We start from the raw sequence: 22207 nt of genomic DNA, 5'->3' as shown, positions 1-22207 counted from the left end.
CTCAGTCCTCGAAGGCCTCGGGAGGCGGGCACGAACAGACGAGGTGGCGATCGCCGTAGGCGCCGTCGATGCGACGGACCGGCGGCCAGTACTTGGCCAGTGGGTCGACCCCCTTGGGGAAGGCCGCCTCCTCGCGGGTGTAGTCGACGGTCCAGTCACCGGCGAGGGAGAGCGCCGTGTGCGGCGCACCACGCAGGACGCTCGTGTCGGCGTTCCCGGTGGCGCCCACGGCGGCGATCTCCTCACGGATGGCGATCATCGCGTCGCAGAACCGGTCGAGTTCCAGCTTGTCCTCGCTCTCGGTGGGCTCCACCATGAGGGTTCCCGCCACCGGGAAGGACATGGTCGGTGCGTGGAAGCCGTAGTCGATGAGGCGCTTGGCGATGTCGTCGACCGTCACGCCCGTCTCCTTGGTCAGCGGCCGCACGTCGAGGATGCACTCGTGCGCCACGAGGCCACCCTCACCCGAGTAGAGCACCGGGTAGTGATCGCGCAGTCGGGCCGCCACATAGTTCGCGTTGAGCACGGCCACTTCGGTCGCGCGGCGCAGACCTGCAGCCCCCATGAGCCGCACGTAGGCCCACGAGATGGGCAGGATTCCGGCCGACCCGTAGGGCGCAGCAGACACGGGTCCAACGCCCGTCTCCGGGCCCGCCTCGGGGTCCAGCGGGTGGTTGGGCAGGAACGGAGCGAGGTGCTCACGCAGTGCCACGGGCCCGACGCCCGGCCCGCCGCCACCATGCGGGATGCAGAAGGTCTTGTGCAGGTTGAGGTGCGACACGTCGGCGCCGAACCGACCCGGCTGGGCCAACCCGACGAGGGCGTTGAGGTTGGCACCATCGACGTAGACCTGACCGCCGGCATCGTGCACCATGGCGCACAGGTCGGTGATCGTGTCCTCGAACACTCCGTGCGTCGACGGATAGGTCACCATGATCGCCGCAAGGTCGGTGCGGTGCTCCTCGACCTTGGCCTTGAGGTCGTCCATGTCCACGTTGCCGGTGATGACATCGGTCTTGACGACGACGACCTTCATGCCCGCCATCACGGCACTGGCCGCGTTGGTGCCATGGGCACTGGCCGGGATGAGGCAGATGTTGCGCGCATCGTCTCCGCGCGAACGGTGATAGGCCGCGATCGCCAGCAACCCCGCGAACTCGCCCTGGGAGCCGGCATTGGGCTGAAGCGAGACCGCGTCGTAGCCGGTGATGTCACAGAGCCATTGCTCCAGTTCACTGACGAGGCTGCGGATGCCCTCGGTCTGGTCGAGCGGCGCGAACGGGTGCAGCCCCGCGAACTCCGGCCAGGTGATGGCGAGCATCTCGGTGGTCGCGTTGAGCTTCATGGTGCACGAGCCGAGGGGGATCATGCCGCGGTCGAGCGCAAAGTCGCGATCGGACAGTCGCCGCAGGTAGCGCAGCATCGACGTCTCGCTGTGGTGACTCGAGAAAACGGGGTGGGTCAGGTAGTCGGAGGTGCGACGCAGCGCGTCGCCCCACACCGGCTCCGCAACATCGATCCGGCTCGGGACCGGCACGCCGAACGCCCGGGCCACACCTGCGACCTCGTCGAGCGTGGTCGTCTCGTCGACCGAGAGGATCACGGTGTCGCCGTCGTGACGCCAGACGTTCGTGCCCTCGGCCAGCGCGGCCGCCACCACCTCATCGGCTCGCCCGGGCACCCCGACCGAGAGGGTGTCGAAGAACGCGCCTTCGTGGACATCCAGCCCACCCGACCGCAGCGCGTCGGCCAGGGCCGTGGCGTGCCCGTGGATGCGGAGCGCAATCGCCCGGAGCCCGAGGGGGCCGTGGTACACGGCATACATGCTGGCCATGACCGCGAGGAGGACCTGCGCGGTACAGATGTTGGAGGTGGCCTTCTCACGCCGGATGTGCTGCTCGCGGGTCTGGAGCGCCAGCCGGTATGCCGGCGCGCCGACGGCGTCCACGGAGACGCCGACGAGCCGTCCGGGGAGCGTCCGCTCGAGACCGGCGCGCACCGACATGTAGCCGGCGTGCGGTCCCCCGAAGCCCATCGGAACACCAAAGCGCTGGGTCGTGCCCACGGCGATGTCGGCACCCCACTCCCCCGGCGCCGTCGCCAGCGTCAGCGCCATGAGATCCGCAGCCGCCGTGACGAGCGCTCCCGTCCCGTGCGCAGCCTCCGCGAGGGCGCGGTGATCGCGCAGGCGGCCGTGCAGGTCGGGGTACTGCACGACGACACCGAAGACGTCACGGTCTCCCGATGCGGTCCGGAGTTCCTCCGTCGTCGTGACGCCGGTCAGATCTGCCGCGACGATCTCGATGCCGAGCGGCAGCGCGCGGGTCTGCATCACAGCAAGAGTCTGTGGGAAGACGGATTCGTCGACGAGGAGTACGGCATCCGCCGGCGCCTTGCTCGAGCGGCGCATGAGCGTCATGGCCTCGGCCGCGGCCGTGGCCTCATCGAGCAGCGACGCGCCGGACGTGGTGAGCCCGGTGAGGTCGCTGACGACGGTCTGGAAATTGAGGAGGGCCTCGAGTCGTCCCTGCGAGATCTCGGGCTGATACGGCGTGTAGGCGGTGTACCAGGCCGGGTTCTCCAGCACGTTCCGCTGGATGACGGCCGGAGTGAGCGTCCCGTAGTAGCCCAGGCCGATCATGGACGTGCGCACGGTGTTGCGCGCAGCGAGCCCGCGCAGTTCCGCGACCACTGCGGCCTCGGACTCGGCGGCCTCCACGGTCATCGCCTCGGTCGCGCGGATCGCGCTGGGGACCGCGGTCTGCGTCAGTTCGTCGAGACTGCCGAGACCGATGGTCTCGAGCATGGCGGACACCTCCGCCTCGTCCGGGCCGATGTGGCGTCCGGCGAAGGCGGGCAGATCGCTGGTGGTGACGGTCGTCTGGGTCATGGGTGAGGCTCCTGGCGCACGGTCGGGCACGGGCCTCCCCTTCTGTCGCGGCGAAGCCGTCTCAGAGGTGCCTGATCCGTGCGGTCCTTTGCGCCTGAGAGGTTCCGGGGAGTTTGCCCCTTCGGCGCCCCGGCTCCACGCGGTGGATTGGGGACTCTCCCGCACGGTGTTTGCGGCGCGGTCAGCGTAACAAACGGCGCGTGCCCGAGTGGGCACGCGCCGTGGGTGTCGAACAGCCGAAGGTCAGGCCATACGGGCGGCGCGCCGTGCGCTCAGCTCGTCGCCCGGGTGGGCTGCAGGTGCCTCGTCGGTGAGTCGCTCGCTCGGGAGGTGCGACAGGTCGCCCTCCACCTCGCGCCAGACCTTGCCGACGGCAATGCCGAACACACCCTGGCCGCCCTGAAGCAGGTCGATGACTTCCTCGTTGGACGTGCACTCATAGACGGACGCGCCGTCGCTCATCAGCGTGATCTGGGCGAGGTCCTCGACGCCCCGGTCCCGCAGGACCTGCACGGCGCCACGGATCTGCTGGAGGGAGACGCCGGTGTCGAGGAGCCGCTTGACGATCTTGAGCGCGAGGATGTCGCGGAAGCCGTAGAGGCGTTGGGAGCCAGACCCGGCCGCACCCCTCACCGAGGGTTCGACAAGGGACGTGCGTGCCCAGTAGTCGAGCTGGCGGTAGGTGATACCGGCCGCCTTGCACGCGGTGGGACCGCGGTAGCCCATTTCCTCGTCCAGCTCGGGCAGGTCGTCGGTGAACAGCAGGCCCTGGGCCGCGATCGGCACATGGCCCTTGGGGTTCTCTTCGATGGCGTTCACGCCAACCTCCTGCTGTGACACGGACCTGATGTAACTACACGGACGTCGTTCTCTGGAGGTGACGCTAAAGGCCCGACAAGTCGGGGTCAACTACCACTGGACCCTAACCTCATGCGTGTCGTGAGTAACATCCGTAACACTAACCCTCAACTGGAGGGTTGCCCACCGGTGTCGAAGTCGTCGGCGGACACGTGGTCCAGGAACTCCTTGAACTTCTCGACCTCGTTCTCCTCCTGGTCGTCCTCGGCCATCGCGACCCCCGCTTCGTCGAGCAGGGCTTCGCTCGTGACGATCTCGACGCCGCAGCGCAGCGCGAGGGCGATGGCGTCCGACGATCGAGAGTCGACGTCTGCACCACCCGCCGCCGTGCCGCCATCGATCTCGAGCACCGCGTGGAAGACCCCCTCCTCGAGAGCCCGAATGCGAACCCGACTCAGCGTGTGCCCGATCTCGTCGAGGATGTTCTTGAGGAGGTCATGGGTCAATGGACGCGGCGGGACCACCCCCTGCTGCGCATAGGCGATCGCGGCGGCCTCGGCAGCTCCCACCCAGATCGGCAGGTAGCGACTCCCGTCGCGTTCGCGCAGAAGGACGATGGGCTGGTTGGTCGGCATCTCGACGCGGACACCGAGGACGTCCAGTGGCTTCACTGCTCCACCGTACGTCGTCACGGTCGCGCCAGACCACCCTTGACCAGCGCAGCGTGCAACTGGAGACACAGGCGAGCGACCTCGGCCTGATCGTGCGCCCGTCCCTCGGTGCGACGCGTGCTCATCGCCTGCTCGACGAGGCCGACTTCGCGGTCCGCGGCCGTGCGAAAGGGCCGCAGGTGCCGTGCTTCGATCCCGTATGCCGCGAGGCCGGCTGCCGCGTGCGCCGCCTGGAGGTCTGTGGCCGAGTAGTGTCCATCGGCGCCGGGCTGCAGCACACCGAATCCCACGAGTGAGGCAACGGTTTCCTGGTCGAGGCCGGTGGCTGCCGCGACCTCGTCCGCGGTGAGGCGGACGGCACGACCCTCCTGGAGTTCGGCCGTCGAGGGGACGTCGGGGTCGGCACGCAGTTGGGGCGCTCGTGGCGTGGCGTCCCCACCGGCGTCCGGCTCCAGGCCGCGGTCGAGCGCATCGAGCGCGTCCCGGATCACCTTGAGGGGCCAGAAGCGATCCCGTTGAGCCCGCAGGATGTAGCGCAGGCGATCGAGGTCCGCGGCACTGTAGGTGCGGTACCCCGCAGCCGTCCGAGTCGGTTCCACGAGGCCCTCGGCCTCGAGGAACCGAATCTTGGAAATACTGACCTGGGGAAACTCCTCACGCAACGCGTCGAGGACCTTCCCAATGGTCAGGGGGCGCTCAGCCCTGCTTTGCGGCATAGAAGACCAGACGGTACTTGCCGATCTGGACCTCGTCGCCCGTCTGGAGAACCGACTCGTCGATGCGTTCGCGGTTCACGTAGGTGCCGTTGAGGGAACCCACGTCCTTGACCACGAACTGCCCACCGGTGCGCTCGAAAGTCGCGTGCTGCCGGGAGACCGTGACGTCGTCGAGGAAGATGTCACTCTCCGGGTGACGCCCCGACGACACGACATCGTCGTCGAGGAGGAACCGCGCGCCGGTGTTGGGGCCTCGAAGGACGACCAGCAGCGCGGTGCCGGGGCGAAGGGCTTCCACCGTCGCCTGGTCGGCCCGGGTGAGGACGTGCTCGCTCTCGTGGACGATCTCGGACTGTTCGATGCCGTCGACGGGCTGGAACCGCATCGTCGTCGACGACTCGGGCTCGCGCTCGGGGATCGACCTGGGCGTCTGTCCGGGAGTCGACTCCGGCTCGTGCTCCGGCGTCTCGCGACTCACGTCACTCATCTGTGGCGCTCCTAGTCTGGGCTGGTCATCTGGAGCATTCACCCTAGATGACCACTCGAGGGATGAACAGAAGGTTGGCTGCGGAAGGGCCGAGAATCAGCCGAGTTGCTGCTGGTACGCCTCGACGTCGAGCAGTCCGTCGACCGCACCGGAGTCGGCCGGGCGCAGCTCGTACATCCAACCCTCACCGTAGGGGTCGGAGTTGACGAGCTCGGGCGAGGCGTCGAGTGCGGCGTTGACTGCCGTGACCTCGCCTGCCAGCGGGGCGTACAGGTCGCTGACCGACTTCGTCGACTCGACCTCACCGCAGGCGTCCCCGACGGCGACCGTGTCACCGACAGCCGGAAGGGAAACGTAGACAACGTCACCCAGCGCGTCCTGCGCGAAGGACGTGATCCCGATGCGGACGACACCGTCGTCGGCCGAGCGCACCCACTCGTGCTCGGCCGTGTAGCGCAGGTCGCTCGGGTACTCGAGGTCGCTCATCTGGGGCTCCTTCAGATCCGTTCGGGATGTGGGTTTCAGGACTTCGTGGGACTGGGTACGGGCCGAGCGTACTGAGGCTCGGAAACGCTCTGCAATGCGGACACCGTGACCTCGCTCTTGATCTCGATGCCGGCCTGTCCGCCGACGCTTCGCACCGTGTTGGCGACCCCACCGGGGATCTCCATCGCGGACGCGAGGGTGGAACCATCGCCGATGACACTGATGACGTAGGGCGGCGACACGTCCTTGCCCGAGATCGCGATGCCACCTTCACCATCGGTGAAGTAGGTGTTGGCCACGACACGGATGTCGTTGATCTCGACCGCCTCGGCGCCGGCATCACGCAGCTCCTGGAGAGTGTCGAGCAGGATCGGTGCCGTCACGCCGTGTTCGGGATCGCGAATGGTCAGCACGATGCCCGGACCCTTGGCAGGGACCGTGCCGGCCATGATGCCGAGCGAGTCGAGCCGCTGCTGCGCCGCTTGCTGGGCCTCGGTGAGGCTCGTCGTGTCGCTCTGAAGCCGGTCACGTGAGAACTGCAGGGTCTGGATCTCCTCGGCCAGGCGGTTGCCGTCCTGGTCGACCGTGTCGAGGATGCGGATGAGTTCGTCCTCACGCAGATCCTCGAGACCCTCGATGGAGGTCTGGTGAACCTGTGCAGCGATGGCGAAGCCCAGGCCCAGCGCCAGCAGGGTCGCCAGGACGTTCGCCTTGGTCGGGCGGGGCCGACCTGCCCGACCCAACCGGGACCAGGCAGTGCGTGACGGTTCGGAACTCGGGACCGCGGCAGCCGGAGCGGATGCCTCCCCGGTCTGCTTGTCCTCGTCCAGAGGGCCCTCATCCAGAGGCTCCTCGACCACAGCATCCTCGATGGGCTGCTCGGTGGCTTCGGCCCCGGCCTCTTCAGCGACTGCCTCGGAATTCGGGGCGTCGTCCGCAGCCGCGTCTTCGAGCTCAGGCCCGTCGGCGGGTGCGTCCTCGTCGGACGTCTCGTCGGCCGCGACCTCCTCAGCAGCGTCCTCGGCGGGCTGCTCGTCGACCGCAGCGTCCTCCGACGGGACGTCCACATCCGGTGCCTCGACCGCGGCTCGGTCCTCCTCAGCAGCGTCCTCCACGGGAGAGTCCTCCAGCACGGCGCCATCGGACGGCACGTCCTCGTCGGGGATCTCCTCAGCAGCCGCGTCGTCCACAGCCTGCTCTTCGACGACGGTGTCCTCGGACGGCGAGTCCTCGACAGGCGTCTCGACCGCGGCCTCGTCCTCAGCGGGCTGCTCCTCCGCCGCGACGTCCTCGACGTCCTCGACGGAAGGCTCCTCCACCGCAGCGTCGTCGATCTGCGCCCCGTCGCCCGACGGCTCGTCGGCCGTGACCTCCTCAGCAGCGTCCTCAACGGGCTGCTCGTCGACCGCAGCCTCCTTGGACGCGATCTCCTCGGACGCGCTCTCTTCGACCGGGGACGGCTGCGATGGAGCGACCTGACGTGGCGGGTTCGGCCGCCTCGCGGCGCCCTTGCGCTTCTGCTTCCTGCGACTCATCCGGGGCAGCTCACGCGTTGAAGAGGTGTCGTCGGATCGAGGCCACGTTGGAGAAGATCCGGACGCCGAGGACGACGACGACCCCCGTGGAGAGCTGGCTGCCGACACCGAGCTGATCACCGAGGAAGACGATGAAGGCAGCGACGACGACATTGGAGAGGAACGAGATCACGAAGACCTTGTCGTTGAATATCCCGTCCAGGACGGCGCGCACCGCACCGAAGACCGCATCGAGCGCCGCGATGACGGCGATGGGCAAGTAGGGCTGCAGCCACAGGGGGACCTCGGGCTGGAGCAGAACTCCGGCGACGATGCCGATGACGAGTCCCAGAGCGGGGATCACGACGAGTCTCCTTCAGGTGTGGGCGTGGCTGCGCCCCCGACCCTATCTGCGGGCGTGGCCGCTCTGGTGCCCAGCGTGGCGGATGCCGGAATTGTGACCTCTTTGCTGACCACGGTGTCGACCCTGATGCCGAACGAGGACTTCAGCGTCGCGAGGTACGTGCCGCCGTTGCCTCGGGCAAAAGCGGACGGCAGCTTCCCGGGGTCTCCGATGGAGGTCACCACATATGGCCGCTTGAGGGGGCGGTAGTCGACGAGCAACGCCTCGCCGGCGAACCGGATCGAGGACGTGGTCGTGAGTCGCTGCCCATTGACCGACACCGCCTCGGCCCCGGCCTCCCAGAGACTGTTGACGAGGATCTGGAGGTCGCGGGCCTGGACCTTGCTGTCCAACGAGCCCGTGTTGTCGCGCGGATCCGAGTTCGTCCCCTCCTCCGCCGAGGTGGGCGCGTCGTCGATGGTCACGACGAAGCCCGGGCCACGAACGGGCACGGCACCGGTCACCAGAGCCAGTCGCTGCACATCCTTGGAGAGCGAGTCGCTCACCTTCTGCAAGGTCTCGGCATCGAGGGCCGCGATCTCGGACCGGAGGGCACTCGCCTGTGCGGCCTGACTGTCGACGCTCTTCTGTTGCGCCTCGATGCGCTGGATGAGGCTGGCCTTGGTGCGTTCCTTGGTCGTCTCGCCCCCACGCAACTGCATTGCTGCAATGCCGACCAGGAGACCGATGAGGATCGCGAAGGCGATGAGCTTCGGCGACCGCAGCGTCGTCTCCCGCGGCAGACCCGCGGCCTCGCGCCGCTCAGCGGCGGCGGCGTAGCCGGGGTCGAGGGGACGCTCGAGCATCGAGGTGATGAGCGTCATCGAGGCATCGACGCGACGCGGCGGGGTCACCTTCGTCGGCGAACTCATCGGGCACCCCGGCGAGCGATGAGCTGACGCAACTGGACGGCATACAGGATCCCGGCAACCCAATAGAGCACGGTGCCCCACCACGCAAAGCCCCAACCGATCGGACGGGCGAGCGAGGCGAGCCAGCCGTCCCCCTCGGCCATGAGCAGTGCCGGGAAGGCATACAGGAGGTTGAAGGTCGCGGCCTTCCCGATGAAGTGAACCGGCAGCCCGGTCCACCCGTGACGCTTGGCGATGAGCACGACGACGGCCATGAAGGCTTCACGGGCAAAGAGGATCGCGACGAGCCACCACGGGATGATGTCGCGCCACGCCAATCCGACGAGTGTCGTGACGATGTAGAGGCGGTCGGCGATCGGGTCGAGCAACTGGCCGACCCGCGAGACGAGGCCGTAGTGCCGCGCGATCTTGCCATCGAGGTAGTCCGTGATCCCGGACGCCATGAGGATGACGAGCGCGATCGCGTCGTGGCGCGTGGCGATCGCCCAGATGAAGGCTGGCACGCCGAGGAGTCGCAGCGCCGAGAGTGCGTTGGGCACGGTGAGGACGCGATCGACGGGGGCGCTGTCGGTCCCCCGGACACTCTCACCGGCAGTCATGGGATCAGCCTATGTGGTCGTGACTACAGTCGGTTCATGACTTCCCGCATCCTTGCCGGAACGGCAGATTCGTGGCGCTCGCGCCGGACGGGAGTGAAGTGGGGCGTCTACCCCGCCGACGTGCTTCCGCTGTGGGTCGCCGAGATGGACGCCGAGCCCTGCGAGCCCGTGATCGATGCGGTCACCGCGGCACTGCGACGCGGTGACACGGGCTACGGCCTGGGTCGCGAATTCGTCGAGACCGCAGCCGCGTATGCCGGTCGCACCTGGTCGTGGACGATCGACCCGTCCCGAGTCACACCCGTCGCAGACGTCATCTGCGGCGTGAGTGAGCTGCTGCGCTCCGTCACATCGCCCGGGGACCCCGTCATCGTGTCCTCACCCGTCTACAACGCCTTCTTCGACGCCCTCGACATGCTCGGTCGCAAGACCCTCGACGCACCGTTGAACGCCGAGGGACGCCTCGACCCCGAGTCACTGGACCGGACGTTCGGTGAGGCGACTGCGGGAGGCGAGCGAGCGGCATACCTGCTGTGCAACCCCCAGAACCCCACAGGCACGGTGCACACGGCCGCCGACCTCGCAACGTTGGCCGAGATCGCGAACCGTCACGGCGTCGTCGTGATCTCCGACGAGATCCACGCACCGATCGTCCATCAGGGGCGGTTCACGCCGTACCTCACGGTGCCCGGTGGCGAGCGGGGCGTCGCTCTCCACTCCGCGTCGAAGGCGTGGAACCTGGCCGCCCTCAAGTCGGCGGTCGTCGTGCTCGGCGGCGAAGCGCTGCCCGAACTTGCGCTGCACGAGGTGCACACGCACGCGTCGAGCCACCTGGCTCAGATCGCGTCAGTGGCGGCGTGGACCTCCGGTGAAGACTGGCTGCGGCAGCTGACCTCCGAGATTGCGGACAACGCCGCCCTCCTGGGCGAGCTGCTGTCCGAACAACTCCCCCGGATCGGCTATGTCCCACCGGCCAGCACGTATCTCGCGTGGCTGGACTGTCGCGAGCTCGACCTGGGAGACGACCCGTCGGTCCAGTTCCGGGATCGGGGCCGAGTGGCACTCTCGTCCGGACCGTCGTACGGGGCCACCGGAGTGGGGTTCGTGCGACTGAACCTCGCGACGTCACCCGAGATCCTCACCGAAGCGGTGGCCCGCATGGCTCGTGCGCTTTCGTGAAGCCCGAGGTCACCCGCTGGCTGTTGAGCGAGTCCGAGCGAGACAACCCCGACACGACCATCGACGCCCACCACCCGGGCGAGGACGCATGGTCGGCCGGGAACGTCGTGACACCACTGGTCGACGGTGCCGAGTATTTCGCCGCGTTGCACCGGGTCCTCGAAGCCACGACGGAGGGCGACACGGTCTTCCTCGCGGGTTGGCAGATCGACGCCGACCAGCTGCTCACCGATGACCCGCAGAGCGCGATCCTGGCCGTGCTGGACCGGGCCGAGAATCGCAAGGTCAAGGTGCACGGACTCGTGTGGCGCTCGCACACGGAACAGCTCGACTTCGCCGCGGAGAAGAACCGCGAGGTTGCCGAGGAACTCGCTGACGAGGATGACGAACACGCCGAGGTCCTGCTCGACATGCGCGTGCGGCGCGGCGGGGCTCACCACCAGAAGTTCGTTGTCGTCCGGCATCGGGACGATCCATCGCGCGACATCGCCTTCGTCGGCGGCATCGACGTTGCTCACAACCGCCGGGACACGTCCGACCACCACGGGGATCCGCAGGGCGAGCGTCTCGCCGACGCATACGGGCCACGGCCGGGGTGGCACGACGTCCACTGCGCCGTCACCGGGCCAGCCGTGTTCGACGTCGAGACGGTCTTCCGCGAGCGGTGGGAGGATCCGAGCCCTCTCGCGCCGGCCCTCCACTCACGACTTCGCGACCGCCTCAGCCGGGTGCGCCGCGAAGCCTCGCCGCTGCCCCCGCAGGCTCCTCCCCCACCCCCTGTCGTCGGTGGCACCCATGTCGTCCAGATCCTGCGGACCTATCCGCACCTCCACCGGCCGCGCGCCTACCCGTTCGCCCGGAGTGGAGAGCGTTCCATTGCCCGGGCACACATGGCCGCGATCGGTCGGGCCGAGGAACTCATCTACATCGAGGACCAGTACCTCTGGTCCTCCTCGATTACCGAGGACCTCGCTGCGGCCCTGACGGCCCGCCCCGAACTCCGGGTCATCGCCGTCCTGCCCCACCGCCCCGACATTGACGGTGCCGGTGCGCTGATGCAGCTCGAGGGCCGAACCCAGGCGCTCGAGCAACTGCGGGCGGCCGGCGGGGATCGGTTCGCGGCCTACGGCATCGAGAACCACACGGGTTGGCCCGTCTACGTCCATGCGAAGGTCTTCGTCATCGACGACTGGTACGCCACGATCGGCTCGGACAACGTCAACCGGCGCTCGTGGACGCACGACTCCGAGCTCGCCGCCCTGGTCGTCGACGAAGCCGGGACGGACCACTCCCCCTATGCCCGGGCCCTGCGTCTGCGGCTGGCCGCCGAGCACCTCGACCGCCCATTGGCCGGCTCCGAGCACGAGGAGGCGATGGCCGACTGCGTCACGCCCCGGGGCGCCTTCGTCGCCTACGCGACGGCGGCTGCCGCTCTGCAGGCATGGCACGACGCGGGTCGCGTGGGTCCACGGCCCGCCGGTCGCCTCCGCCCGCTGGATCCGCCGGCGATGAGCTCGTGGCAGCGACGCGCCTTCGAGGTTCCTCAACGGCTCGTCGGCGACCCCGATGGGCGGCCACGAGAGCTCCGACGGCGACACGAGTTCTGAGCGTCGCCGGACCGATTCGGTCGCCGTGCCACGCATGGGATATGGTTTCGTTCGCTCGAGCGGCAACGCGAGAGCAAGCCACGGGCTGTGGCGCAGCTTGGTAGCGCACTTGACTGGGGGTCAAGGGGTCGCAGGTTCAAATCCTGTCAGCCCGACCAGCGAAAATTGCAGGTCAGAGGCCGTTTCCTGAGAGATCAGGAGACGGCCTCTCGTCGTCGTACACGCCCGACCCGCTGATTGCTCGGCGCCGGGGAACGTTCATGGGGCCAGACGCGCGACAGATCGCGCGTCTGGCCCCATGACATGAGTTCGAGGCGAGGCTCAGCTGCGGCGGGACCGCTTCTCGCGCACCCGCACCGACACCTCGATGGGCGTGCCCTCGAAGCCGAACTCCTCCCGGAGACGACGTTCGACGAAGCGGCGGTATCCGGCCTCGATGAAGCCCGACGCGAACAGCACGAACCGCGGCGGACGGGTCGACGCCTGGGTCGCGAAAAGGATGCGGGGCTGCTTGCCACCACGGACCGGGTGCGGGTGCCCGGCGACGACCTCACCGAGGAAGGCGTTGAGCCGCCCGGTGGGGATGCGCGTGTCCCACGAATCCAGCGCCTTCTCGAGTGCGGGGACGAGCCGCTCCATGTGCCGACCCGTCGACGCCGAGACGTTGACGCGGGGTGCCCACGGGATCTGGACGAGCTCACGCTCGATCTCGCGCTCGAGGTAGCGACGACGCTCCTCATCGGTGAGGTCCCACTTGTTGTAGGCGACGACGAGGGCGCGACCGGAGTCGACGACCTGCTGGATGACGCGGATGTCCTGCTCGGTGATGGACTCGGCGGCGTCGATGAGGACGACGGCCACCTCGGCCTTCTCGAGTGCGGTCTGCGTGCGCAGCGAGGCGTAGAAGTCGGCTCCACGCGTCTGGTGCACGCGGCGACGGATGCCGGCCGTGTCGACGAAGCGCCACGTCTTGCCGCCGAGCTCGATGAACTCGTCGACCGGGTCGCGCGTCGTGCCCGCGAGGTCGTCGACGACGACGCGGTCCTCACCGGCGAGCTTGTTGAGCATCGAGGACTTGCCGACGTTCGGACGTCCGAGCAGGGCAACCCGACGGGGCCCACCGCGCTGGTAGGCGCTCACCGCGGACCTCTCGGGCAGCACCTCGAGGACCGCGTCGAGGACGTCACCACTCCCCCGCCCGTGCAGTGCGGAGACCGGCCAGGGCTGGCCGAGGCCGAGGTTCCACAGCGCGGCGGCGTCGGCCTCGGTGCGCTGGTCGTCGACCTTGTTGGCGACGAGCACGACCGGCTTGCCCGAACGGCGCAGCAACTTGACGACGGCCTCGTCGTCGTCGGTGGCACCCACGACGGCGTCCACGACGAAGAGCACGGCGTCGGCGAGCTCGACCGCGATCTCTGCCTGCTCGGCCACGCGCAGGTGGATGCCCTTGGCGTCGATCGCCCACCCGCCGGTGTCGACGAGGGTGAATCTGGTGCCGGTCCACTCCGCGTCATAGGCGACGCGGTCGCGGGTCACGCCGGGGACGTCCTCGACGACGGCCTCGCGGCGACCGATGATGCGGTTGACGAGGGTCGACTTGCCGACGTTCGGGCGCCCGACGACGGCGACGACGGGAACACCACCCTCGAACTCCTCCTCCGGGACCTCACCGTCACCCCGGTCGACGAGCGCGAGGTCCTCCTCGCTCAGCTCGAAGTCGTCCAGGCCAGCACGCAGGGCATGCGTGACGGACTCGTCCAGCGACCCGGTGTCGGTCACGGTCTCGTCGGTCTCGGGGGTGTTCATGGGCACCATTCTCCCCCAGAAGAGGCCGTGCTCAGTCCCAGAGGTCGGGCGGCACGTCGGTGGGCAGCTCGATGCCGTGATGCGCACTCGCCCGTGCGACGTGGTCGGCGAGTGCGACGCGAATCTCCTCCGCTGCCCGTTCCAGACGAACCCGACCCGGTATGCCGTTCGCCCGCGTCACCGAGATCGGCTCACCGAAGTCGACCACGAGCCTGCTCCGCAGGCGCGGCCACGACGAGGCGAGCTCTCCCGTGGCCCGGGTGCCGAGGCAGGCGACGGGCACGACCGGCGCATGCCCCTGGAGGGCGAGCCAGGCGACCCCCTTGCCGGCCTTCTCGAGGTCCCCACGACCCCGGCCGCCCTCGGGGAAGATGCCGACGGCACCGCCGCGCTGGAGGACCCCCAGTGCCGAGGACAGCGCCGTGCGGTCACCTCGGTCCTGCTGCAGCGGGATCTGACCGGTGAGGTGCAGGAGCGGTCCGACGCCGAGCTCGAAGGTGGACGCGAGGACGAGGAAGTGCGCCGGGCGCGGTGCGAGTCCGAAGACGACGGCGCCGTCGAGGTACCCCGTGTGGTTCGCCGCGAAGATGACCGGCCCGGACAGGGGAACGTTCTCGACGCCGTGGGAGCGGGCGGCATACAGGGACGTGACAAGCGTCCGACCGATGTGGCGACCCAACGCGGCACGCCACGCCGCGGGAGGCGACCCGGTCATCGAGGGTCGGGTTCGGCGTCCCCGGTGAGTGAGGCGACGACGGCGAGCACCGCCTCGACACTCTCGTCGAAGTCGAGGTCTGAGGTGTCGACCGTGACCACGCCATCGGCCGCAACCGTGAACTGGGAAACGGCGGAGTCGTCGCGGTCTCGGCGCAGCACCTGGTCGCGAGTGGCGGCGATCGCCTCCTCGTCGGCGGTTCCGTGGACCTCGGCCGACCGACGACGCAGGCGCGCCTCCTCACTCGCGGTGAGCAGGATCCGCACGGGCGCGTCGGGTGCTACGACGGTCGTGATGTCACGTCCCTCAGCCACGACTCCCCCGGTCTCGGCAGCGATGGCCGACATCCGGTCACGCTGCGCCTGCTGGAGGATGGGCCGGACGCCGGTGTTCGTCGCGACCTTGGAGACCTCGGAGCTGATCGCCGTCGTGCGGATCTCGTCGGTGACGTCCGTGCCTCCGACGCTCACCCGCTGGTCGGTCGGATCGGTCGACTGCTCGAGAGGGAGGGAGCGCGCCGCCTCGACGACGGCGGCCTCGTCGGTCAGGTCGATGCCCTGATCGAGGCACCACCACGTGAGCGCGCGATACATGGCACCGGTGTCGAGGTAGCCCACCCCGAGCTGCGCGGCGACGGCCTTGGAGACGCTGGACTTGCCCGACCCGGAGGGACCGTCGATGGCGATGATGAGGGCACTGGCTTCGGGCGACATGGCGGTCAGCCTAGTGCGGCCCCGTCGTCACCCGTGCAGCCGCCAGCCTCGCTGCTCGAGCCCTTCGGCGAGGGCCGCTGCCGCCGCGGGGACGACGTCGATCTCGGCCAGTCCGAACGCCTGCCCGAGCCCGTGGTCGAGGTGGAATTCCTCGATGTTGGTGCCCGTCTGCCCCACATCGGCGAAGAGCCTGCCGAGCTGTCCCGGCTCGTCGGGGATGAGCACGCGAACCGTCGTGTATGCCGTGGGCGCCGCTCCGTGCTTGCCCGGAATCCGTGCGTGGCCGGCGTTGCCGGCGGCAATGGTGCGGGCCAGAGTTCCGCGGGCTCCCGGCGCGTCGTCGTCGGACTCCAACGCGTCGAGGGCAGTGCGCACCGCGTCGAGGTCGGCGGCCAGGGCTGCGAGGACATCGCGGACCGCGCCCGCGTTGCCGGAGAGGATCTGCGTCCACAGGTGCGGGTCGCTCGCCGCGATCCTGGTCACGTCACGCAATCCCTGACCGGCCAGGGCCACGGATGACTCGGCGAGGTCCTCGAGACGAGCCGCGACCAGGCTCGCCATGAGTTGCGGGACGTGGGACACCGAAGCCACGGCCGCGTCGTGGTCAGTGGGCTCGAGGGTGAGGACCTGCGCACCCACGGTCCGGGCGACCTCGGTCACGAGACTGCGGGCCCGATCACTCGTCTCCGCCGTGGGAGTCAGCACCCAGGCGCGCCCGTGGAAGAGGTCATGGCGTCCCGCGACGGCTCCGCTGCGCTCCCGCCCGGCCATGGGGTGGGAGCCGCAGAAGCGTGTCAGATCGGCTCCGCGAGAACGCAATCCGTCGATGACGGCACCCTTGACCGAGGCCACGTCGGTGACCATGGCACGGGGCCACCGCTCCAGGGCCACGGCGACGCAGGCGGCGGTGACGTCCGGCGGGGTCGCCACGACGACGAGGTCGGGGTCCGTGGCGGTCCCCGCCGTAGCTGCGGTTCCGGCACCGAGGTCTCGGGCCAGCGCGGCGTTGGTGCTCGAGATGTCCTCGAGTGTCACCTCGTGCCCGGCACGCGTCAGCGCCAACCCCAGACTGGTCCCGATGAGCCCGGTGCCGAGCAGGTGCACACGAGGCGGAGCGACCTCGTGCGTCACATTCCCGCCGCGGTGTAGAGGTCGCCGACCTCACCCTTGGTGAGACGACGGAACTTGCCGGGTTTGGTGTCACCGAGGCGGATCGGTCCGACCTGGGTGCGCACCAGCGACAAGACCGGGTGGCCCGCCTCGGCGAGCATCCGGCGCACGATGTGCTTGCGCCCCTCGTGCAGGATCACCTCGACGATGGCCTTGCCCGGCTGGCTGTCGACCACGCGGAACGAGTCCACCTGCACCGGGCCGTCCTCGAGTTCGATGCCCTCGCGCAGTCGCTTCCCCAGGTCACGCGGAACCGGTCCGCGGATCTGGGCGAGGTAGGTCTTGAGAACGCCGTACTTCGGGTGCTGCAGCCGATGGGCCAGGTCGCCGTCGTTGGTGAGCAGCAGCAAACCCTCGGTGTCGGCGTCGAGACGGCCGACGTGGAAGAGCCGCTCCTTGCGGTCCCCGAAGTAGTCACCGATGTCGATGCGGCCGAGCTCGTCGTTCATCGAGGTGACGACGTTGAGCGGCTTGTTGAAGGCGAGGTAGACCCGGGACTCGTCGAGAGTGACCCGCACCCCGTCGACGTGGACGACCTGGTCGGCGTTGATGCGCACACCGAGTTCGGTGACGACCTGGCCGTCGACCTCGACGCGGCCCTCGGTGATCATCTGTTCGCAGACGCGGCGCGAGCCGACTCCGGCCGAGGCCAGCAACTTCTGGAGGCGAATGCCGTCCGGGTCGTGAACGTCGATCCGGGCCCGCTTCGGTTCGTTCGGGAGTGCGGTCGGCTGGCTCTTCTTGGTCGTGCCCATGCCACGCGGCCGGGCATTGGCCGCACCGCGGGCGGATCCAGCGGCGGCGCCGCCGGAGCGGCCTCCGGCTCGACCTCCAGGGGTGCTGCCGCGACCGCTGGGCTTCTTCGCGGGACCACCGCGACGGTTCTGCGGCGGGGTCATGCCCGACCGCTCTCTGCGATCTCGTCGAGCACGTCGACCTCCGGAAGGTAGGGAGCAAGGGCGGGCAGGTCATCGAGGGTCTGGAGTCCCAGTCGCTCGAGGAAGTAGGTGGTCGTGCCGTAGAACGTCGCTGTCGACTCCTCGTCGGTGCCGACCTCCTCGATGAGACCACGCGTGAGGAGGGTGCGGATGACACCGTCGACGTTGACGCCACGGACGGCCGACACCCGGGCCCGCGAGACCGGCTGTCGGTAGGCGATGACCGCCAGCGTCTCCAGGGAGGCCTGGGTGAGCTTGGCCTGCTGTCCGGCGAGGATGAACTTGCTGACGACCGGTGCGTAGTCGGCGCGGCTGTAGATGCGCCAGCCGCCACCCACCTCGCGCAGCGTGAAGCCCCGCAGTTGTTCGGCATAGCCGGCCTCGAGGGTGACGAGGGCCTCCTCGACGTCAGGCACGGGGATCTCGAGGGCCGAGGCGAGCTCGAGTGTGGTCACGGGCTCTTCGACGACCATGAGCACCGCCTCGATGGCGCTGGTCAGACCACCGGGGAAGTCGTTGACGTCGAAGGCGAGCTGGTCCTGCGGCTCCTCGACGAGGCCCTCGTCGGCAGGCCCGTCCTCGAGCAGGTCATCCTCGGTGTTCGCGTCGTCGGCGACCGCAGTCACCTCTGTCTCACTCATGGTCAGCCTCTCGCTGATCGGTGGTTGGCTCGGCGCTCGTGTCACCGGCGGCTCCATCCTCGTCGCCCTCGTCGAACTCGTCCGTCACCTCGATGTCCCCGTCCATTGACCCGGTCCACCGGACCGTGAGCTCCCCCAGTGCCTCGGCCTGTTCGAAGGTGATCGAGGCTTCGCGGAAGAGCTCGAGCAGCGCGAGGAACCGGGCCACGATGACGAGGGTGCTGTCCGCATCACGCACGAGGTTGCGGAACGACGCCACGCGGTCGCGGCGCAGCCGCTCTCCGATGATCGTCGCCTGTTCGCGCACGCTCACGGCGGGTGCGTGCAGGTGACCGAGCCCGACGGTGTCCGGCACCTTGGGGGTCAGCGCGGCGGCGGCGATCATCGCCAGCTGCTCCGGGGTGATCGTCATGACGAGTTCGGGCAGCAGCATGGCGAACTGCGGCTCGATCCCGGCCTGCCGCGCCGTCATCCGACCGGCGGAGGTCATCCGCTCGTCGAAGGTCCGGGCGATGTCCTTGAACGCGCGGTACTGCAGGAGCCGGGCGAAGAGCAGGTCGCGCGCCTCGATGAGGGCGAGGTCCTCCTCGTCCTCGGGCCCTGCCTGCGGCAACAGTCGCGCCGCCTTGATGTCGAGCAGGGTCGCGGCCACGAGGAGGAACTCCGAGGCCTGGGAGAGGTCCCAGCCGTCGGCCCCCTCCTGACCGGCCTTGATGTGCGCGATGAACTCGTCGGTGACCTTGGCCAGCGCGACCTCGGTGATGTCGAGCTTGTGTTTCGAGATGAGACCGAGGAGCAGGTCGAACGGGCCGGAGAAGTTCTCGAGGTGGACCTCGAAGGCCGTCGACGCTGCCCGGCGGGTGATGACACCCCCGGGCGCCTCGGTCACCGTGTCACGCTGCCCCGCCACGAGCGATGAGCTCCCTGGCCAGCTGGCGGTAGGCGCCGGCCCCCTTGTGGGTCGATTCGTAGGTGGTGATCGGCTCCGCTGCCAGAGACGCGTCGGGGAACTTCACCGTGCGGCTGATGACCGTGTGGAAGACCCGGTCGCCGAAGTGCTCGACGACGCTCGCGACGACCTCGCGCGAGTGGAGGGTGCGCCCGTCGTACATCGTCGCGAGGATGCCGTCGATCTCGAGGCGCGGGTTGAGCCGGTCGATGATCTTCTCGATCGTCTCGACGAGCAGGGCCACACCACGCATGGCGAAGAACTCGCACTCGAGCGGGATGAGCACACCGTGCGCCGCAGTGAGGGCATTGACGGTGAGCAGGCCCAACGACGGCTGGCAGTCGATGAGGATGACGTCGTAGTCGTCGAGGATCGGGCGCAGGACGCGGCTGAGGATCTGCTCTCGAGCCACCTCCCCGACGAGCTGCACCTCGGCCGCGGACAGGTCGATGTTGGCCGGGAGGACGTCGAGACCCTCGACCTTGGTGTGTTGCACGACGTCGCGCACGTCGTGGCCACGCTCGGTGAGCAGGTTGTAGACGGTGACGTCGAGCTGGTGGGTCGGGATGCCCAGACCCACGGACAGCGCGCCCTGAGGGTCGAAGTCGACGAGCAGCACCTTGCGGCCGTACTCCGCCAGAGCGGCCCCGAGGTTGATCGTCGTCGTCGTCTTGCCGACGCCGCCCTTCTGGTTGCACATGGCGATGACGCGCGCCGGGCCGTGGCCGGTCAAAGGGGCCGGCTCGGGGAAGGACGGCATGGGACGACCGGTCGGACCGAGCTGGCCCTCGCCAGCATCCTCGGTTCCGGGCAGGTGTCCGTGTCGGCTCGTGGATTCGGTGGGCTCATCCGCTGCGTTGAAATCAGACACAGTGGTCACCACGGCCTCGATGTTCGACGAATCCATCTCTCTCCCGGAACTGGCGTGCAGGCGGTCAGCGTCCCGCTGATCGCCACGACACTATCAGCGCGCACGCGGATGACTTTGGGCATAGACCTCGCGCAATTGCTGCACCGTGACGAGCGTGTAGACCTGCGTCGTCGTCACCGACGCGTGCCCGAGGAGCTCCTGGACGACGCGCACGTCCGCCCCACCCTCCAACAGGTGGGTGGCGAACGAGTGGCGCAGCGTGTGCGGCGAGAGGTGTCCGTCGAGGTGCGCGCGCTCAGCCGCAGCCCGCAGGATCGACCACGCACTCTGCCGCGACAGTCGGGACCCGCGTTGGTTGAGGAAGATCGCCGGAGTTCCTCGGCCCTTGGCCGCAAACGTCGCGCGCCCCCTGACGAGATAGGCCGTCAGGGACTCGCGGGCGAACGACCCGAGGGGCACGAGTCGCTGCTTTCCACCCTTGCCCTCGAGCCGCACGACGCCCGCCTCGGTATCGACGTCGTCGATGTCGAGGCCGACGGCCTCCGAGATGCGTGCGCCGGTGCCGTAGAGGAGCTCAAGGAGGGCCTTGTCGCGCAGGCTGGCCGGCGTGTCCCCTACGGCGGCCGCGTCGAGGAGCCGCTCCACCTCCCCCACGCTGATGGCCTTGGGCAGTCGCGACGGCGGAGGTGGCGGGCTGACGGCCGCGGCAGGATCGACCTCGAGGTCTCCCTCGAGGGCGAGGAACTTGTGCAGGCCCCGGACGGCGACCAGGGTGCGGGCCGCCGAGTTTGCGGCCAGGGCCGGGTGCGCGTCGTCCCCCTCACGCAGGTGCGCGAGGAATCCGCTGACGTCCTTCTCGGTCACCTTGCCGGGATCGTCGATCCCAACGGCGGTGAGGTATGCCGTCCAACGGCCGAGGTCTCGCCGGTACGCCTTGAGCGTGTTGGCCGACAACCCGCGCTCGACGTCGAGGTGGGTCAGCCACGACCGCACCGAGCGCTCGACCGCGCTCAGGCGAGCACCTCTGCGAGATCGCGGGACTCGAGTCCGTGCGCCTCGGCAACGGGTGCACAGACGATGTCGCCGGCGTGGGTGTTGAGTCCTAGGGCCAGTGACTGGTCTGCGCGCGAGGCCTCGAGCCAACCGCGGTTCGCGAGGCGGACGGCATACGGAAGCGTGGCGTTGGTCAGGGCCCACGTGGAGGTGTTGGGGACCGCTCCGGGCATGTTGGCGACGCAGTAGAAGACAGAGTTGTGCACTTCGTAGGTGGGATCGGCGTGCGTCGTGGCGTGCGTGTCCTCGAAGCACCCTCCTTGGTCGACGGCGATGTCGACGAGCACCGAGCCCGGCTTCATCTGCGAGACGAGTTCGTTGGAGACGAGCGTGGGGGCCTTGGCCCCGGGGATGAGCACGGCGCCGATGACCATGTCGGCCTCCATCACCTGCTGCCGGATCGCCAGCGCCGACGAGGCGAGCCCGTGGACGCGGTTGTTGTAGCGCCAGAAGCTCATCCGGAGCTTGTCCAGGTCGGTGTCGAGGAGCGTGACGTCGGCACCCATGCCGAGCGCGATGTTCGCGGCGTTCTGGCCGGACACGCCGGCACCGATGATGACGACCTTGGCATTTGCCACGCCGCCCACGCCACCCATGAGGACGCCTCGACCGCCCTGCGGCCGGGTCAGCGCGTAGGCACCGACCTGCGGAGCGAGACAGCCCGCCACTTCGGACATCGGGTAGAGCAGCGGCAGCAGGCCGGACGGGAGCTGGACGGTTTCGTAGGCGATCGACGTGGTCCGCCGGGCCACGAGCTCCTTGGTGAGTGCCTCGTCGGCAGCCAGGTGGAGGTAGGTGAAGAGCGTGAGGTCATCGCGGAGCCGGTGGTACTCCTCCGCGATGGGCTCCTTGACCTTCATGACCATCTCGACCTCGCCCCACACGTCGTCGGCGGAGTCGAGAATGCGCGCACCCTGCGAGGTGAACTCGTCGTCGGTGATGGACGAACCGAGACCGGCGCCCTTCTGGATGAGCACGTCGTGTCCGTTCTGCACCAGCTCGTGGACGCCCACCGGAGTGATGCCCACCCGGAACTCGTTGTTCTTGACCTCGCTGGGAATGCCGATGCGCACCGGGTGACTCCTTCGTCGTGATCTGCGGTGGGTGTGCCGCAGTGCGATTCTAGGAC

22 protein-coding genes, 1 tRNA gene and 1 riboswitch are annotated in these 22207 nt (G+C 68.8%); of the genes, 3 read left to right on the top strand and 20 right to left on the bottom strand.

All coding sequences use genetic code 11. The features are described 5' to 3' along the window. Position 1: 1 nt before the first annotated feature. The 10 genes from gcvP to clsA all read right to left on the bottom strand — a co-directional run bounded on the left by gcvP (position 2) and on the right by clsA (position 9436). The gene (gene gcvP / locus N803_RS04765; RefSeq protein ID WP_035903026.1) at positions 2-2890 is read right to left on the bottom strand and encodes an aminomethyl-transferring glycine dehydrogenase; all 2889 of its coding nucleotides are present in this window, start codon (positions 2888-2890) and stop codon (positions 2-4) included. Positions 2891-2961: 71 nt separating this feature from the next. Further along, a riboswitch (glycine riboswitch) is annotated at positions 2962-3062 on the bottom strand. 71 nt (positions 3063-3133) lie between these two features. Next, positions 3134-3709 (bottom strand): MerR family transcriptional regulator, encoded by a 576-nt coding sequence (locus N803_RS04760; protein WP_035903024.1) that lies wholly within the window; start codon positions 3707-3709, stop codon positions 3134-3136. 146 nt (positions 3710-3855) lie between these two features. After that, positions 3856-4359, bottom strand: coding sequence for a bifunctional nuclease family protein (locus N803_RS04755; RefSeq protein WP_035903351.1), 504 nt, complete (start codon positions 4357-4359; stop codon positions 3856-3858). Positions 4360-4376: 17 nt separating this feature from the next. Further along, the gene (ftsR, locus tag N803_RS04750) at positions 4377-5075 is read right to left on the bottom strand and encodes a transcriptional regulator FtsR (protein WP_035903023.1); all 699 of its coding nucleotides are present in this window, start codon (positions 5073-5075) and stop codon (positions 4377-4379) included. Continuing rightward, entirely contained in the window at positions 5056-5562 is a 507-nt protein-coding gene (locus tag N803_RS04745) for an FHA domain-containing protein (RefSeq protein ID WP_052111780.1), read from the bottom strand. The genes ftsR and N803_RS04745 overlap by 20 nt, the downstream gene beginning before the upstream one ends. A gap of 96 nt (positions 5563-5658) precedes the next feature. Continuing rightward, positions 5659-6048 (bottom strand): glycine cleavage system protein GcvH, encoded by a 390-nt coding sequence (gcvH, locus tag N803_RS04740; protein WP_035903022.1) that lies wholly within the window; start codon positions 6046-6048, stop codon positions 5659-5661. Positions 6049-6083: 35 nt separating this feature from the next. Continuing rightward, entirely contained in the window at positions 6084-7583 is a 1500-nt protein-coding gene (locus N803_RS18835; RefSeq protein ID WP_245617012.1) for a DUF881 domain-containing protein, read from the bottom strand. Positions 7584-7593: 10 nt separating this feature from the next. Further along, on the bottom strand, positions 7594-7926 hold the full coding sequence (locus N803_RS04730) for a small basic family protein (RefSeq protein ID WP_035903021.1): 333 nt from the start codon (positions 7924-7926) through the stop codon (positions 7594-7596). Beyond that, positions 7923-8837 (bottom strand): DUF881 domain-containing protein, encoded by a 915-nt coding sequence (locus N803_RS04725; protein ID WP_035903020.1) that lies wholly within the window; start codon positions 8835-8837, stop codon positions 7923-7925. The genes N803_RS04730 and N803_RS04725 overlap by 4 nt, the downstream gene beginning before the upstream one ends. Next, positions 8834-9436, bottom strand: a complete 603-nt coding sequence (clsA, locus tag N803_RS04720) for a cardiolipin synthase ClsA (RefSeq protein WP_035903018.1) — start codon at positions 9434-9436, stop codon at positions 8834-8836. The genes N803_RS04725 and clsA overlap by 4 nt, the downstream gene beginning before the upstream one ends. Before the next feature lie 36 nt (positions 9437-9472). Here clsA and N803_RS04715 point away from each other — a divergent pair, with 36 nt between their 5' ends. The 3 genes from N803_RS04715 (at position 9473) to N803_RS04705 (ending at position 12380) form a co-directional block, all read left to right on the top strand. Further along, positions 9473-10615: a MalY/PatB family protein gene (locus N803_RS04715; protein WP_035903017.1), complete on the top strand. Its 1143-nt coding sequence runs from the start codon at positions 9473-9475 to the stop codon at positions 10613-10615. Further along, entirely contained in the window at positions 10612-12222 is a 1611-nt protein-coding gene (locus N803_RS04710; protein ID WP_052111779.1) for a phospholipase D family protein, read from the top strand. The genes N803_RS04715 and N803_RS04710 overlap by 4 nt, the downstream gene beginning before the upstream one ends. Before the next feature lie 81 nt (positions 12223-12303). Further along, a tRNA-Pro gene (locus tag N803_RS04705) sits at positions 12304-12380 on the top strand. Positions 12381-12543: 163 nt separating this feature from the next. On the opposite strand, the gene der is transcribed toward N803_RS04705, so the two are convergent. The 10 genes from der to ald are packed head-to-tail and all read right to left on the bottom strand — an operon-like array spanning position 12544 to position 22151. After that, positions 12544-14028, bottom strand: a complete 1485-nt coding sequence (gene der, locus N803_RS04700) for a ribosome biogenesis GTPase Der (RefSeq protein ID WP_156969656.1) — start codon at positions 14026-14028, stop codon at positions 12544-12546. Between the two features lie 31 nt (positions 14029-14059). Then, positions 14060-14743, bottom strand: coding sequence for a lysophospholipid acyltransferase family protein (locus tag N803_RS04695; RefSeq protein ID WP_035903014.1), 684 nt, complete (start codon positions 14741-14743; stop codon positions 14060-14062). Further along, a complete protein-coding gene (gene cmk, locus N803_RS04690; RefSeq protein WP_035903013.1) occupies positions 14740-15456 on the bottom strand; it encodes a (d)CMP kinase in 717 nt (238 codons plus the stop codon). The genes N803_RS04695 and cmk overlap by 4 nt, the downstream gene beginning before the upstream one ends. 27 nt (positions 15457-15483) lie before the next feature. Beyond that, the gene (locus N803_RS04685) at positions 15484-16587 is read right to left on the bottom strand and encodes a prephenate dehydrogenase (RefSeq protein WP_035903012.1); all 1104 of its coding nucleotides are present in this window, start codon (positions 16585-16587) and stop codon (positions 15484-15486) included. Beyond that, positions 16584-17525, bottom strand: a complete 942-nt coding sequence (locus N803_RS04680; RefSeq protein ID WP_035903011.1) for a pseudouridine synthase — start codon at positions 17523-17525, stop codon at positions 16584-16586. Before N803_RS04680 ends, N803_RS04685 begins: the two co-directional genes overlap by 4 nt. Further along, a complete protein-coding gene (gene scpB, locus N803_RS04675) occupies positions 17522-18205 on the bottom strand; it encodes an SMC-Scp complex subunit ScpB (protein WP_052111777.1) in 684 nt (227 codons plus the stop codon). The genes N803_RS04680 and scpB overlap by 4 nt, the downstream gene beginning before the upstream one ends. Next, on the bottom strand, positions 18198-19094 hold the full coding sequence (locus N803_RS04670; RefSeq protein WP_342666675.1) for a segregation and condensation protein A: 897 nt from the start codon (positions 19092-19094) through the stop codon (positions 18198-18200). The genes scpB and N803_RS04670 overlap by 8 nt, the downstream gene beginning before the upstream one ends. 4 nt (positions 19095-19098) lie before the next feature. Beyond that, positions 19099-20061, bottom strand: coding sequence for an AAA family ATPase (locus N803_RS04665; RefSeq protein WP_035903009.1), 963 nt, complete (start codon positions 20059-20061; stop codon positions 19099-19101). Between the two features lie 57 nt (positions 20062-20118). Further along, positions 20119-21018, bottom strand: a complete 900-nt coding sequence (xerD, locus tag N803_RS04660; protein WP_084764025.1) for a site-specific tyrosine recombinase XerD — start codon at positions 21016-21018, stop codon at positions 20119-20121. Between the two features lie 17 nt (positions 21019-21035). After that, on the bottom strand, positions 21036-22151 hold the full coding sequence (gene ald, locus N803_RS04655; protein ID WP_035903008.1) for an alanine dehydrogenase: 1116 nt from the start codon (positions 22149-22151) through the stop codon (positions 21036-21038). Positions 22152-22207: the final 56 nt, after the last annotated feature.

This window comes from Knoellia subterranea KCTC 19937, from assembly GCF_000768685.1.
GTDB classification, from domain to species: Bacteria; Actinomycetota; Actinomycetes; order Actinomycetales; family Dermatophilaceae; genus Knoellia; species Knoellia subterranea.
The sequence above is the reverse complement of the archived record's forward strand: the minus strand, read 5'-3'. Positions and strand labels throughout refer to the sequence as shown.